This is a genomic window from Pelagibacterium lacus (assembly GCF_003345525.1).
In the GTDB taxonomy this organism is placed as follows: Bacteria; Pseudomonadota; Alphaproteobacteria; order Rhizobiales; family Devosiaceae; genus Pelagibacterium; species Pelagibacterium lacus.
The window spans coordinates 1-13053 of the sequence record NZ_QQNH01000021.1; the positions used below are offsets into that span (position 1 = coordinate 1).

Annotated in this window: 13 protein-coding genes; 11 read left to right on the top strand and 2 right to left on the bottom strand. The window is 65.3% G+C overall.

Features of this window, described 5'->3' with window-relative positions:
• Nucleotides 1-230 precede the first annotated feature (230 nt).
• The 10 genes from DVH29_RS12615 to DVH29_RS12660 all read left to right on the top strand — a co-directional run bounded on the left by DVH29_RS12615 (nt 231) and on the right by DVH29_RS12660 (nt 11632).
• Nucleotides 231-1505, top strand: coding sequence for a DUF3422 domain-containing protein (locus DVH29_RS12615; RefSeq protein WP_114646545.1), 1275 nt, complete (start codon nt 231-233; stop codon nt 1503-1505).
• Between the two features lie 18 nt (nt 1506-1523).
• The gene (locus DVH29_RS12620) at nt 1524-2018 is read left to right on the top strand and encodes a GNAT family N-acetyltransferase (RefSeq protein ID WP_114646546.1); all 495 of its coding nucleotides are present in this window, start codon (nt 1524-1526) and stop codon (nt 2016-2018) included.
• 101 nt (nt 2019-2119) lie between these two features.
• The gene (locus DVH29_RS12625) at nt 2120-3388 is read left to right on the top strand and encodes an ATP-binding protein (protein ID WP_158541663.1); all 1269 of its coding nucleotides are present in this window, start codon (nt 2120-2122) and stop codon (nt 3386-3388) included.
• 230 nt (nt 3389-3618) lie between these two features.
• Nucleotides 3619-4635 (top strand): substrate-binding domain-containing protein, encoded by a 1017-nt coding sequence (locus DVH29_RS12630; protein WP_114646548.1) that lies wholly within the window; start codon nt 3619-3621, stop codon nt 4633-4635.
• Between the two features lie 79 nt (nt 4636-4714).
• Nucleotides 4715-6094, top strand: a complete 1380-nt coding sequence (pstC, locus tag DVH29_RS12635) for a phosphate ABC transporter permease subunit PstC (RefSeq protein ID WP_114646549.1) — start codon at nt 4715-4717, stop codon at nt 6092-6094.
• Nucleotides 6094-7449 (top strand): phosphate ABC transporter permease PstA, encoded by a 1356-nt coding sequence (pstA, locus tag DVH29_RS12640; RefSeq protein WP_439331624.1) that lies wholly within the window; start codon nt 6094-6096, stop codon nt 7447-7449. The genes pstC and pstA overlap by 1 nt, the downstream gene beginning before the upstream one ends.
• A gap of 35 nt (nt 7450-7484) precedes the next feature.
• Complete coding sequence (gene pstB, locus DVH29_RS12645) at nt 7485-8309, top strand: phosphate ABC transporter ATP-binding protein PstB (protein WP_114646579.1); 825 nt, start codon at nt 7485-7487, stop codon at nt 8307-8309.
• Between the two features lie 11 nt (nt 8310-8320).
• Complete coding sequence (phoU, locus tag DVH29_RS12650; RefSeq protein ID WP_114646551.1) at nt 8321-9028, top strand: phosphate signaling complex protein PhoU; 708 nt, start codon at nt 8321-8323, stop codon at nt 9026-9028.
• A 3-nt stretch (nt 9029-9031) separates the two neighbouring features.
• A complete protein-coding gene (gene phoB, locus DVH29_RS12655) occupies nt 9032-9730 on the top strand; it encodes a phosphate regulon transcriptional regulator PhoB (RefSeq protein ID WP_114646552.1) in 699 nt (232 codons plus the stop codon).
• Nucleotides 9731-9904: 174 nt separating this feature from the next.
• On the top strand, nt 9905-11632 hold the full coding sequence (locus DVH29_RS12660; protein ID WP_114646553.1) for an ABC transporter ATP-binding protein: 1728 nt from the start codon (nt 9905-9907) through the stop codon (nt 11630-11632).
• A gap of 8 nt (nt 11633-11640) precedes the next feature.
• Here the strand turns inward: DVH29_RS12660 and DVH29_RS12665 are convergent, their stop codons facing one another.
• Together DVH29_RS12665 and DVH29_RS12670 are read right to left on the bottom strand one after the other, a co-directional pair.
• A complete protein-coding gene (locus DVH29_RS12665) occupies nt 11641-12036 on the bottom strand; it encodes a fluoride efflux transporter FluC (RefSeq protein WP_114646554.1) in 396 nt (131 codons plus the stop codon).
• Entirely contained in the window at nt 12033-12434 is a 402-nt protein-coding gene (locus tag DVH29_RS12670; RefSeq protein ID WP_114646555.1) for a CrcB family protein, read from the bottom strand. The genes DVH29_RS12665 and DVH29_RS12670 overlap by 4 nt, the downstream gene beginning before the upstream one ends.
• Nucleotides 12435-12597: 163 nt before the next feature.
• Between DVH29_RS12670 and DVH29_RS12675 the strand changes: the two genes are divergently transcribed.
• Nucleotides 12598-13026 carry a PACE efflux transporter gene (locus tag DVH29_RS12675; RefSeq protein WP_114646556.1) on the top strand — a complete coding sequence of 143 codons (429 nt, stop codon included), beginning with the start codon at nt 12598-12600 and terminating at the stop codon, nt 13024-13026.
• Nucleotides 13027-13053: the final 27 nt, after the last annotated feature.

Genomic DNA, 13053 nt, shown 5'->3' on the forward strand with positions numbered 1-13053 from the left:
CGCGCGACCCACTTCCTAAGCTTCTTGCAACTCGCCGCAGCAATGCTGTGGATGCGATGAATGTCGATTCAGCCTAGGGCAGGGGCGAAAAACTCTGCGAGGAAGGTGGGGCAGATGCGCGCACCACACCAATGGCCAATGGGGGATCGCTCCGGTCCGCGTTAAACTGGAAACGCGATAAACCAACGACTGAATAGCCCTCCTTTTTCCTCGAGCCCCGGCCAACCCGCATGAGCGCTGCCCCCATCGCCGAACATCCCTATCGCTATACCGTCCTCGCCGAGCTGCACGCCCGCCCGATCGAAATGATCGCCCCCGGCGTGCGGGTGCGTCGGCTCGTGCTGGCGGTGCCCGATCGCTCCGGGGGCCTGCGCAAGGCGCTCGACGAGTTCGCCGCCTTCGCCGAGCGAAGCGGTCATGATATCGGCAGCGACCACACCACGCGCCAATACCGCTTCGAGACCGCCACCCGCTCGGTCACCTGGGAATTTCACACCGAATTCATTACCATCACCTGGCATGGCGCGCTCAACGACGCGGAAAACTGGCCCGACGATATCGGGCTGGGGGCCGTGGGCGGGGCCGAACTGGTCGGCGCCATGCGCGTCGACGTGCTCGACGAGGCCGAACTGCCCGAGCGCGCGCTGTCCTCCTTCACCTATACCAGCCTCTGCCTCGTCGCGGTCGAATATGGCAATGCCCAGCTCGCCACCGATTTCGTGCCCGACCAGGACAAGTTCATCCGCTTCGAATTCGCCGCCGGCGCGCTGTCGCCCCTGCGGCGCGCCATCACCCTGCGGCGCATCCTCGAGGCGGAGACCTATCGCGGCATGGCGCTGCTCGCCCTGCCGCTGGCCCGCGCCACCTCGCCCGAGCTGCGCGCCGTGGAAACCGAGCTGACCGAAGTCCTCACCGACCTGTCCTCGGTCGAAAGCACCGATGCGGTGCAGGAGCGTTTGAAGCGCCTGCACGATCTGTCGGTGCGCTCGGGCCAGATTTCGGAAAAGCTCAGCTATCGCTTCGCCGCCTCCTATGCCTATGGCGCCATCCTCAAGCGCCGGCTGGAAAAGCTGCGCGAGACGACGCTGGGGCCGGGCTCGTCGCTGGCCAGCTTCGTCGGCAACCGGGTCGAACCGGCGCTGGCCACCTGCGAGGCCATGGACAAGCGGCTGGCCGTGCTGCTCGAAAAGCTCGAACGCGCCGTCGAACTGCTCAATGTGCGCATCAGCCTCGACATGCAGATCCAGAACAAGGCGGTGCTCGACACCATCGCCGAGACGGCGCGCAGCCAGTTCCGGCTCCAGCATACGGTCGAAGGGCTGTCGACCATCGCCATCACCTATTATCTCATCGGCATTCTGGGCTATGCGCTGGCCGGGCCGCTGGAAGCCACCGGCTGGAGCAAGACCCTCGTCATCTCCATCCTCTCGCCCATCGCGCTGGTCGCCGTGTTCTTCGGCCTGCGCGCCATCCGCCGCGGCTTCGAGCGCCGCGACAAGCGCTGAACTGATCGGGGGACAAGGATGGCCGCTTCTCTCTCCGCCATGCCCGGCTTTGCCACCGCGCGCCTCTCCCTCCGCCCGCTCGGCCCGGGGGATGCGGCGGCCTTCCACGCCCTGACCGACGATCCGGCCATTCTCGACATGGTGCATTTCCTCAGCCAGCCCTTCACCCTTGCCGATGCCGCCCAACTGCTGGCCGGGGAAGGCGATGGCCGCGATTGCTTCTGGGGGGTGTTCGACGGCCCGGCCCTGGTCGGCACGGTGGGCACCCATTTGCGCGGCGATCAGGAGATCGAGCTCGGCTACTGGTTCGCGCCGGCGGCGCGCGGGCAGGGCTTTGCCGCCGAGGCCGCCACCGGCATGATCGAGACCCTGCGCGCCGCCTGGCCCGGCCGCCGCCTCGTCGCCGAATGCCGGCCCGAGAACCGTCCCTCCTGGCGCCTGCTGGAAAAGCTCGGCTTTCGCTCCGACGGCAGCGACGGCGCCCGCCCGGGCCGCAAGCGGTTCACGTTTTAAGCTGGCGAAGTCCAAGGCATTGAATTCGGGCCCGGAACCGTCATCATGTGCCTGTCATATCGCTACGGTATGGCATCGGCACCATGGATGAGCCTATTGCAATGACGATTCCCCAAACGCCCGATGCCGGAGTGCCGGGCCGCATCCGGACGGGCCTCATCGCGCCCGTGCTTCTGGCGGGTGCGGGCGCGGCGCTTCTCGTTCTGGCGCTGACCGTTTCCGGCCGCCTGCCGGCCGCCGAAGGCGTGGTCATCGCCGCCGGCTTCCTCGCCGTCGCCAGCTTCATGCTGTGGCGCGCCACGCGGGTGCACAATGCCGAGCCGGCCGTCGCCGCCGCGCCGGGGCTGGACGCGGCCGTCACCGATTTCGCCGCCGTCCTCACCGAGCCCTGCCTCATCGTCAACGACCGCGCCGTGCTGATCCATGCCAATCCGGCCGCGCTCGCCAAATTTCCCCGCGCCAGGGCAGGGGACCCGCTGGCCTTCACCCTGCGCGATCCCGATCTGGTCGCCGCCCTCGACGAGGCCCTCGAAACCGGCCAGCCCCGCCATTGCGAGATTCACACCGCCACCCCCAACGACACCTGGTTCCGCGTCTCGGTCTCCCCCTACGCGCCGGCGGGCGGCGGGCGTTCCTATGCGGTCATCACGCTTTACGATTTCACCGAGCAGAAGCGCGCCGACCGCATGCGCTCCGATTTCATCGCCAATGCCAGCCATGAATTGCGCACCCCGCTCACCTCGCTGATGGGCTTCATCGATACCCTGCAAGGCCCCGCCGCCGGCGACGCCAAGGCGCGCGAGCGGTTCCTGGGCATCATGCGCTCGCAGTCCGAGCGCATGACCAGCCTCATCGACGACCTGCTCTCGCTCTCGCGCATCGAGTTGCGCCAGCACGTGCGGCCCACCACCCCGGTCAACCTCAACCTCCTGCTGCGCGAGGTCGCCGAAAGCCTCGAGCCGCGCCTCGAAACCAACGGGGTGAAGCTCGACCTTTCCATGCCCGACGAGACCGTCACCGTCATGGGCGACCGCCAGCAGCTTTTCGAGGTGGTCGAGAACCTCGCCGACAACGCCATCAAATATGGCGGCGGCCGCGACATCGAGATTGCGCTCGGCACCTGCACCAGCCGCACCGGCGAGCACTACGCCATCACCGTCACCGATCACGGCCCCGGCATCCCCGAGGAGCACGTCCCCCGTCTCACCGAACGCTTCTATCGTGTTGATGCGGAATCGAGCCGCAAGCAGAAGGGCACCGGGCTGGGTCTGGCCATCGTCAAGCACATCGTCGCCCGCCATCACGGCCAGCTGTCCATCCGCTCCCGGCTGGGGGAAGGGACCCGCGTCGAGATTTTGCTGCCGCGCTGACACATTTGAGTCGTGGGAACCGCCATTGTCAGGGTGCATGGCGGGGCACAACGCGAATTATGCCGCCTTTTCAACCCAATGTTCTGTCATGGAACTGTCATCCAAACGACATAGAAGGTTCAGGCGCGGCCTCTAGGTTCGCCCCGTTCACGACACGGCCTCCCTCCGGAACGCCGGTCATTCGGGGGCTCTACGCCCGGACGCTTCTGACACGAAGGATGATCAGAGACATGAAAACCGCTCTTTACGCAGGCGCCGCACTTGCCGTCGTCACGGTCGCCCTCGGCGCCACCGCTGCTCAGGCGCAGACTCGCCAAACCATTCAGATCGCTGGTTCTTCCACGGTTCTGCCTTTCGCTTCCATCGTCGCCGAAGAGTTCGGCGCGGCCTTCCCCGAGTTCAATATCCCCGTCGTGGGTTCGGGCGGTTCCTCGGGCGGCCTGCGCCAGTTCTGTGAAGGCGTCGGCGACAACACCATCGACATCGCCAATGCCTCGCGCAAGATCCGCACCGCCGAAGTCGAGGCCTGCGCCGCCGCCGGCGTCACCGACATCCGCGAAGTCGTGATCGGCTATGACGGAATCGTCTTCGCCGTCAACGCCGACAAGGGCGACTTCGCTCTGGAACCTGTCCATGTTTACAAGGCCTTGGCCGCTCAGGTGCCGGTCGATGGCGAGATGGTCGACAACCCCTACACCAGCTGGGCCGACATCGATTCTTCCCTGCCTGACCAGCCGATCGCCCTCGCCATTCCGGCCGGCAACCACGGCACCCGCGAAGTGTTCGAAGAGCGCGTCGTGGTCCCGGGTTGTGAAGAAGCCGGCGTGGACGATGCCGACGCCTGCATCACCTTCCGCCAGGACGTGGTGGTCGAGATCGCCGGCGACTACACCGAAACCCTGTCGCGCCTGCAGTCCAACACCGACACCATCGGCGTTTTCGGCCTGTCCTTCTACGAGCAGAACACCGACACGCTGAAGGTCGCCACCGTTTCGGGCGTCGAGCCCTCCATGGAAACCATCCTGGCCGGCGACTACCCGGTGTCGCGTCCGCTGCAGTTCTACGTCAAGGGCGCCCACATTGATGCGGTCCCGGGCATTGCCGAATACGTCGAATTCTTCCTCTCCGACGTCATGGCCGGTGCCGGTGGCCGTCTGGAAGAAGCGGGCCTGATCCCGCTCGAAGCCGACACCCGCGCCCAGATCGTCGCCGACTTCAACGAAGGCGTTCAGGCTGCCGCCGAGTAATCGGCCACCCTTCGGCAGGGGCGCTTCCCGCGTCCCTGCCTCTTTCCCTTTTGACCCCCATACGGTCGGGTAGCTCGGAATGAACAGCTTCGTCATCGCAGCAATGCTTCTGGTCCTGCTCGGCCTCGCCTATCAGACCGGCTGGTCGCGCAGTCGCGCCGTCGCTCAGTCCTCCGGGCAGAGACTGCATTCCCGCCCCATCTATCATGGGGTGTGGGTGGCGCTGTGGGTGGTCATCCCCGCCGCTCTCATCATGGGCCTCTGGGCGCTGTTCGGCCCGGGCGTGGCCGACCAGTTCGCCCGCTCGCAGATCCCGGCCGAAATCGCCGCCGGCCTCGAGCCCGGCCAGATCGTCAATGCGGTGTCCCGCATCAAGGCCATCGCCTCGGGCTTCGGCATCATCGGCGAGCCCCAGCCCTTCGAGGCCGAGGCGGCCCGCGCGCTCAGCCAGTTCCAGCTCTACGGCTTCCTCATCGTCATCCTGGCCGCCGCGATCATCGGTATCGGCGCGCTGCTCTATGCGCGCGGCCGTATCGTTCCCGGCCTGCGGGCCCGCAATCAGGTCGAGCGCGTCATAACGCTGCTGCTTTTGGCCTGCTCGGGCGTCGCCATCCTGACCACAGTCGGCATCGTCGCCTCGCTGCTGGTCGAGGCCATCCGCTTCTTCACCTTCATCAATCCGCTGGACTTCTTCTTCGGAACGGTCTGGAACCCGCGCTTTTCCACCACCGGCACCGGCGCGGAAGGCGATTACGGCCTGATCCCCCTGCTGTGGGGCACCATAATGGTGGCCACCATCGCCATGCTGTTCGCCGTGCCCGTGGGGCTGATGGCGGCGATCTATCTCTCCCAATACGCCCATCCGCGCGTCCGCAACGTCGTCAAGCCGCTGATCGAGATCCTGGCCGGCATTCCCACCATCGTCTATGGCTTCTTCGCCCTGGTGACCGTCGGCCCGTTCCTCTCCGGCCTCGGCGCGACGGTGGGGCTCGACATCCGCGCCACCAGCGCGGCCACGGCCGGCCTCGTCATGGGCATCATGATCATTCCCTTCATCTCGTCCCTCTCCGACGACATCCTGCGCCAGGTGCCCCAATCCCTGCGCGACGGCTCCCTCGGCCTGGGCGCCACCCAGTCCGAGACCATCCGCCGGGTGATCCTGCCCGCCGCGCTGCCGGGCATTGTCGGCGCCTTCCTGCTCGCCGTCTCCCGCGCCATCGGCGAGACCATGATCGTGGTGCTGGCCGCGGGCAACAGCCCCGTCCTGCGCTTCAATCCCTTCGAACCGACCTCCACCGTCACCGTCACCATCGTCAACCAGTTGACCGGCGACTCCGACTTTGCTGGCCCTCAGTCCCTCGTCGCCTTCGCGCTGGGCCTGACCCTCTTTGTCCTCACTCTCATCCTCAACGTGGCCGCGCTGACCATTGTGCGCCGGTTCCGGGAGCAGTACGACTGATCATGAGCGACATGTCCCAATCCGCCGCCCTCGACCGCCGCGAACGCGTCCGCAACGGCCTCTCACGGCGCCACCGTGGCGAAGCCATCTTCCGCGGCATCGGCATCGCCGCCATCGCCATCGCGCTGGCGCTGGTCGGCACCCTGTTCTGGCAGGTGCTGAGCAAGGGCCTGCCCGCCTTCACCCAGGCCACGCTGCATCTCGACGTCACCTTCGATGAAGATGTCATCACTGCCGGTCCGGCCCCCTTGCGCAGCGACTACGCCTCGGCAGCCCAATATGAAGCGGCCTTCCTCGATTGGCGCCGCGCGCTGGCCGGCATCAACTGGGCCGCGCTGATCGAGCAGGCGGTGCGCGCCGAAATGCCCGAGCTCGACGCCGAGGCCTCCGATATCCGGCGGCTGGTCGACAACAATGCCGGGCTCACCCTGCGCCAGATGTACCAGGACGATCCGGCCCTGCTCAACCAGACCCTCAACGTCGCGCTGCTCGGCTCGGCCGATACCGACAACTGGCTCAAGGGCACCATCGACCGCAGCCTGCCCGACGCCCGCCAGCAGCTTTCCGCCGTCACCCGCGCCATAGCCGACCGCTTCGCCGCCGATGGCGTGATCAGCATGGATTTCGCCTGGCACATCTTCACCAACACCGATTCCCGCACCGCGCCGGCTTCGGCCGGTCTGGCGGGGGCCTTCGTCGGCTCGCTCTACATGATGCTGGTCGTGGTCGTTCTGGCCGTGCCGATCGGGGTGGCCAGCGCCATCTATCTTGAGGAATTCGCGCCCAAGAACCGCTTCACCGATCTGATCGAGGTCAATATCAACAACCTCGCCGCGGTGCCCTCCATCGTCTTCGGCCTGCTCGGCGCGGCGGTCTTCATCAACTATTTCCGCCTGCCCATCTCGGCGCCCATCGTCGGCGGCCTCGTGCTGACGCTGATGACCCTGCCTACCATCATCATCGCCACCCGCTCCTCTCTGCGCCAGGTTTCCCCCTCTCTGCGCCAGGCGGCGCTGGGCCTGGGCGCCTCGCGCACGCAGATGGTCTTCCACCATGTCCTGCCGCTCACCCTGCCGGGCATTCTGACCGCGACCATCATCGGCGTGGCCCAGGCGCTGGGCGAGACCGCGCCGCTGCTGCTCATCGGCATGAACGCCTTCGTGGCCAACATTCCCGGCACCCCGCTCGACCAGTCCAGCGCTCTGCCCGTGCAGATTTATCTCTGGCAGGGCAATGAGAACCGCAACTTCTTCGAAGCCCGGACCTCGGCCGCCATCCTCGTCCTTCTGGGCCTGATGATCACGCTCAATGCCATCGCCATCTTCCTGCGCACGCGATTGGAGCGCAACAAATGACCACACCCATCATGACCGCAAGGAGCGCGACCGACATGTCCGCGACCGAAACCCAGGCCAGCCCGGTCCATCAGACGGTCCGCACGCCCGATCCCAACGCCCATCCGGCGCGCCTGAAAGCCGACGCAGTGTCGGTGTTCTACGGCGAGAAGCAGGCCCTGTTCGATGTCTCCATCGACCTGCCGGAAAAATCCGTCAGCGCCTTCATCGGGCCCTCGGGCTGCGGCAAGTCCACCTTCCTCAGATGCATCAATCGCATGAACGATACCATCGAGGGGGCGCGGGTCGCCGGAAAGATCACCCTGGACGATCACAATCTCTACGATCAGAGCCTCGACGTGGTCGAGTTGCGGGCCCGGATCGGCATGGTGTTCCAGAAGCCCAATCCCTTTCCCAAGTCGATCTTCGAGAACGTCGCCTACGGTCCCAAGATTCACGGGCTGGCCCGCTCCAAGGCCGATCTCGAGGAAATCGTCATCACCTCGCTGCAAAAGGCGGGGCTGTTCGAGGAGGTCAAGGACCGGCTGCACCAGCCCGGGACCGGGCTGTCGGGCGGCCAGCAGCAGCGCCTGTGCATCGCGCGCGCCATCGCGGTCGGCCCCGAAGTCATCCTGATGGACGAGCCCTGCTCGGCGCTCGATCCCATCGCCACGGCGATCATCGAGGAGTTGATCGACGAGTTGCGCTCCAACTACACCATCATCATCGTGACCCATTCGATGCAGCAGGCGGCCCGTGTCTCCCAGAAGACGGCGTTCTTCCATCTGGGCAAGCTGATCGAGGAAGGTCCGACCGAGGAAATCTTCACCAACCCGCGCGAAAAGCGTACCCAGGATTATATCACCGGCCGTATCGGTTAAGGGGAGTGTCCATGCCCGGCTCGAATGAACATATCGTTTCCTCCTATGAGGAGGAACTGACCGAACTGGCCCGGACCATTTCGGAAATGGGCGGCCTTGTCGAAAAGGCCGTCGCCAATGCCACCGAGGCGCTGATCCGCTCGGACGCCGAACTGGCGCTCACCACCGTGGCCGACGACAAGAAGATCGACGCCATGCAGAACCAGATCGACGAGATGGCGGTGTCGATCATTGCCCGGCGTCAGCCCGTGGCGCTGGACCTGCGCCTGGTCATCGCCTCGATCCACGTCGCCAACGATCTCGAGCGCATCGGCGACATGGCCAAGTCCACGGCCCGCCGGTCGACCCAGTTCGAGGGCATCGCCATGTCCGTCCAGTTCAAGAACGGCCTGCGCCATATGGGCGAGCTGGTCCAGCGCCAGGTCCGCCTCGCGCTCGATGCCTTCACCGGACGCGACAAGGACATCGCCGTCGAGGTGGTCGAGCGCGATACCGATGTCGACGCGCTCTATGTCTCGCTGTTCCGCGAGCTGTTGACCTATATGATGGAAGACCCCCGCAACATCACCATGTGCACGCACCTGCTGTTCTGCGGCAAGAATCTCGAGCGCGTGGGCGACCACGCGACCAATATCGCCGAACAGGCCTATTTCCTCGCTACGGGCAAGACGCTCGTCGCCGATATCGGCGATCTCAAGCGAGAGCAGATCAAGAGCTGACCGATGACGCCTCAGGTTCTGGTCGTCGAAGACGAAGCCGATCTCGTTGAATTGCTGTGCTACAATCTCGAAGCCGAGAATTTTTCGGTGTCCACCGCCGAGGATGCCGAGGAAGCCATGCTGCGGCTGTCCGAGGCCATTCCCGACATCATCCTACTCGACTGGATGCTGCCGGGCACTTCGGGCATCGAGATCTGCCGCCGCATCCGCGCCCGGCAGGATACGGCGCGCATTCCCATCATCATGCTCACCGCGCGTGGCGAGGAGGAGGAGCGGGTGCGCGGCCTCGCCACCGGTGCCGACGATTATGTGGTCAAGCCCTTCTCGCTGCCCGAGCTGATGGCGCGCATCCAGGCGCTGCTGCGCCGCTCCAATCCGCAACTGATCGCCGCCGTGCTCAAGGCCGGCGATATCGAGCTCGACCGCACCACCCATCGCGTCCGCCGGTCCGGCAAGGAGATCCATCTCGGGCCGACCGAATACCGGCTGCTCGAATATCTGATGAGCAATCCCGGCCGCGTCTATTCGCGCGAGCAATTGCTCGATGGCGTTTGGGGCACCGATGTCTATGTGGACGAGCGCACCGTCGACGTGCATGTGGGCCGGCTGCGCAAGGCCATCAACAAGGGCCGCAGCAAGGACCCCATCCGCACGGTGCGGGGCTCGGGCTACGCCTTCGACGAGAAATTCGTCGTCGCCTGACCCGCTGTTATCCGCTTCGGCCCTGACCTGTGCCGCATCGATCGCCCCGGCGGGCGGTTGACCGCGGGAAGGCGGCGGGTTTAAGACCCCTTTGGGACCCTCTCTTTTACCTGACTTGACTCATCAAGTTTAGAGGCGTTAGGTCCGCCCGATTTCCGTTGCAGACAGTCAGCCATGTTGCGCCGCTTCTTTTCCTATTACGCCCCCTATAAGGGGCTGTTCCTGCTCGATTTCGGCTGCGCCGTGCTGGCGGGCCTGCTCGAGCTGGGCTTTCCCCTCGTGGTGCAGCTCTATGTCGACTATCTTCTGCCCAGCCAGAACTGGACGTGGATTCTCGTCGCCGCTGCCGGGCTGCTGGTGGTCTATATCGTCAATGCGGGCCTGTTGTCGGTGGTCAATTACTGGGGCCATGCGCTGGGGGTGGGCATCGAGACCGACATGCGGCGCCAGGCCTTCGATCACCTGCACAAGCTGTCCTTCCGCTATTTCGACAACACCAAGACCGGGCAGATCATCACCCATGTGACCAAGGACCTCGAAGAGGTCGGCGAGGTCGCCCATCATGGCCCCGAGGACGTGTTCATCGCCGTCATGACCTTTGTCGGCGCCTTCGCCATCATGGCCTATATGAACGCCACCCTGGCCATGATCACCCTGATCATGGTGCCGGTCGCCAGCTTCATCGTCTGGAAATACGGGACGGCGATGACCGTCACCTGGAAGAACCTTTACGGCCGGGTTTCCGATTTCAACGTCCGCATCGAGGAATCCATCGGCGGCGTGCGCGCCGTGCGCGCCTTCGCCAATGAACGGCACGAACGCCGGCTGTTCGAGGGCGACAACCAGAATTACCGCACCACCAAGCTCGCCGCCTACAAGATCATGACCGCGTCGATCTCGCTGTCCTATCTCTCCAAGAGCCTGGTGCAATTGCTGGTCATGCTGGTCGGCGCCGGACTGGTCATGTACGGGCAGATGTCCCATGGCGCCTTTGTCGGCTTCCTGCTGCTGGTCAACGTCCTGTTCCGGCCCATCGACAAGATCATCGGCGTCATCGAGAGCTATCCCAAGGGCATTGCCGGCTTCAAGCGCTTCACCGAGCTGATCGACACCGAGCCCGACATCGTCGACCGTCCCGGCGCGCGCAAGGTGGCCGGGCTCAGGGGCGATATCGTGTTCGACCACGTGCAATTTGGCTATTCCGACGATCGCCCGACCCTGCGCGACATCTCCCTCGACATCCGCGCCGGCGAAACGGTGGCCCTGGTCGGCCCCTCGGGGGCCGGCAAGACCACCATCTGCTCGCTCCTGCCGCGCTTTTACGAGATCGCCTCGGGCGCGATCCGCATCGACGGCATCGATATCCGCGACATGACCCAGGATTCTCTGCGCGATCAGATCGGCATCGTGCAGCAGGACGTGTTCATGTTCGGCACCTCCATTCGCGATAACATCGCCTATGGCCGGCTCGGGGCGAGCGACGCGGAAATCATGGACGCGGCGCGCAAGGCCCAGTTCGATGCGGTGATCGACCAGATGCCGGCCGGGCTCGATACTCTGGTTGGCGAGCGCGGCGCCAAGCTCTCCGGCGGGCAGAAGCAGCGCCTGGCCATCGCCCGCATTTTCCTCAAGAATCCGCCCATCCTCATTCTGGACGAGGCGACCTCGGCTCTCGATACCGCCACCGAAATGCACATCCAGCGCGCCCTCTCCGAGCTCTCGAAGGGGCGCACCACGCTGGTCATCGCCCACCGCCTCGCCACCATCCGCAACGCCGATCGCATCGTGGTGGTCGATGACGGACGCATCGTGGAGCAGGGGACCCATGAGGGCCTGCTCGCCGCGGGCGGCGCCTATGCGCGGCTGCACAATGCCCAGTTCGGAGCTTGGGCGGCGGAATAAATTCGAGATTAGCTGCGGGCAGGGAACAGGCGCGCGCCCGCTTCCCAGCCGAGCCAGACCGCCCCCAGCCAGCTCGTGATCGAGAGCGCCACATAGCCGGCCGCGCCGGCCCATTGTCCCCCGGCCGCCAGCATCAGCGTTTCGAGGGAGAACACCGAAAACGTGGTGAAGCCGCCGCAAAAGCCCGTCACGAGGAAGCCGGCGACGAGCGGGGGCGGAAAGCGCCGGGCCGCCCAGATGGCGATCAGCCCGATGAGGAACGAGCCGCAGATATTGGCGCTCAGCGTGCCCCAGACAGTGGGTCCCGACATTGTGGCCGCCGCAGCCACCGATGCGCCATAGCGGGCAAGGCTCCCCAGCGCCCCGCCGCCGGCGATCGCCGCTGAAAGCCGCCAGTCGCTCATGCCGCCAGCCTCACGCCAAGTACCAGCGCGAAGCCGATGCTTGCCAGCGACAGGCAGAGGATCAGCGAGGCCGCGATATTGGCCAGCGCCCAGGAAAACCGTCCGGTGTGCACCAGTTCCAGTGTCTGCAATGAAAAGCTCGAAACCGTGGTGTAGCTCCCCAAAACCCCGGTGACCCCGGCCAGCCACACCAGCGCATCGGAGGCAAGGGCCCCGTCCGGGCCCAGCGCGAGGCCCGCAGCGCCTCCGATGATCAGGGCGCCGCTGGCATTGACCGCCAATGTGCCCAATGTGCCATGCCCCAGCCACCGCGTGACCGACGCCGCAACCACATGGCGCAGCACGGCGCCCAAAGCGCCGCCAAGGGCGACGGAAAGAACGGGGAGGAAATCGGCCATCACGGGCGCGAGAAAACGCTATTTCGGCGGCGAAGTCCAGCAGGGGCGGTGCGTGGCCTTGACTTCGGCGCGGGCGGCCCTAAATAGCTCCCTCGTGAGGACGACCTCCGCCATGTTGGAGACCAATTCGGGACGGCCCGAGCACAGTGCAAGGGAAAATATCATGCGCACCGCATGGGACCGTGTCCGTCACGCCATCAGCTTCGAGATCATCGGCCTGTTGATCGTCGTCCCCCTCGCGGCGTGGCTGTTCGCCATGCCCCTCCACGATATCGGCATTGTCGGGGTGGTCAGCGCTACGCTCGCCACGGCCTGGAACTATCTCTACAATCTCATCTTCGACCACGTCCTCAGGGCGTGGCGGGGGACGACGCTCAAATCGCTACCCATGCGGATCGTGCATGCCCTATTGTTCGAACTGGGCCTGCTGATCGTCCTCTTGCCCTTCATCGCCTGGTATCTGGGCATCAGCCTCATGCAGGCGCTGGTCATGGATATCGCGTTTGCCCTGTTCTATATGGGCTACGCCTTCGTATTCAATTTCGCCTATGACCGGCTGTTCCCGCTGCCGGAATGGCAAGTGGCGAAATAGGCCCCGCAAGGAGGCCGCGTCACAACG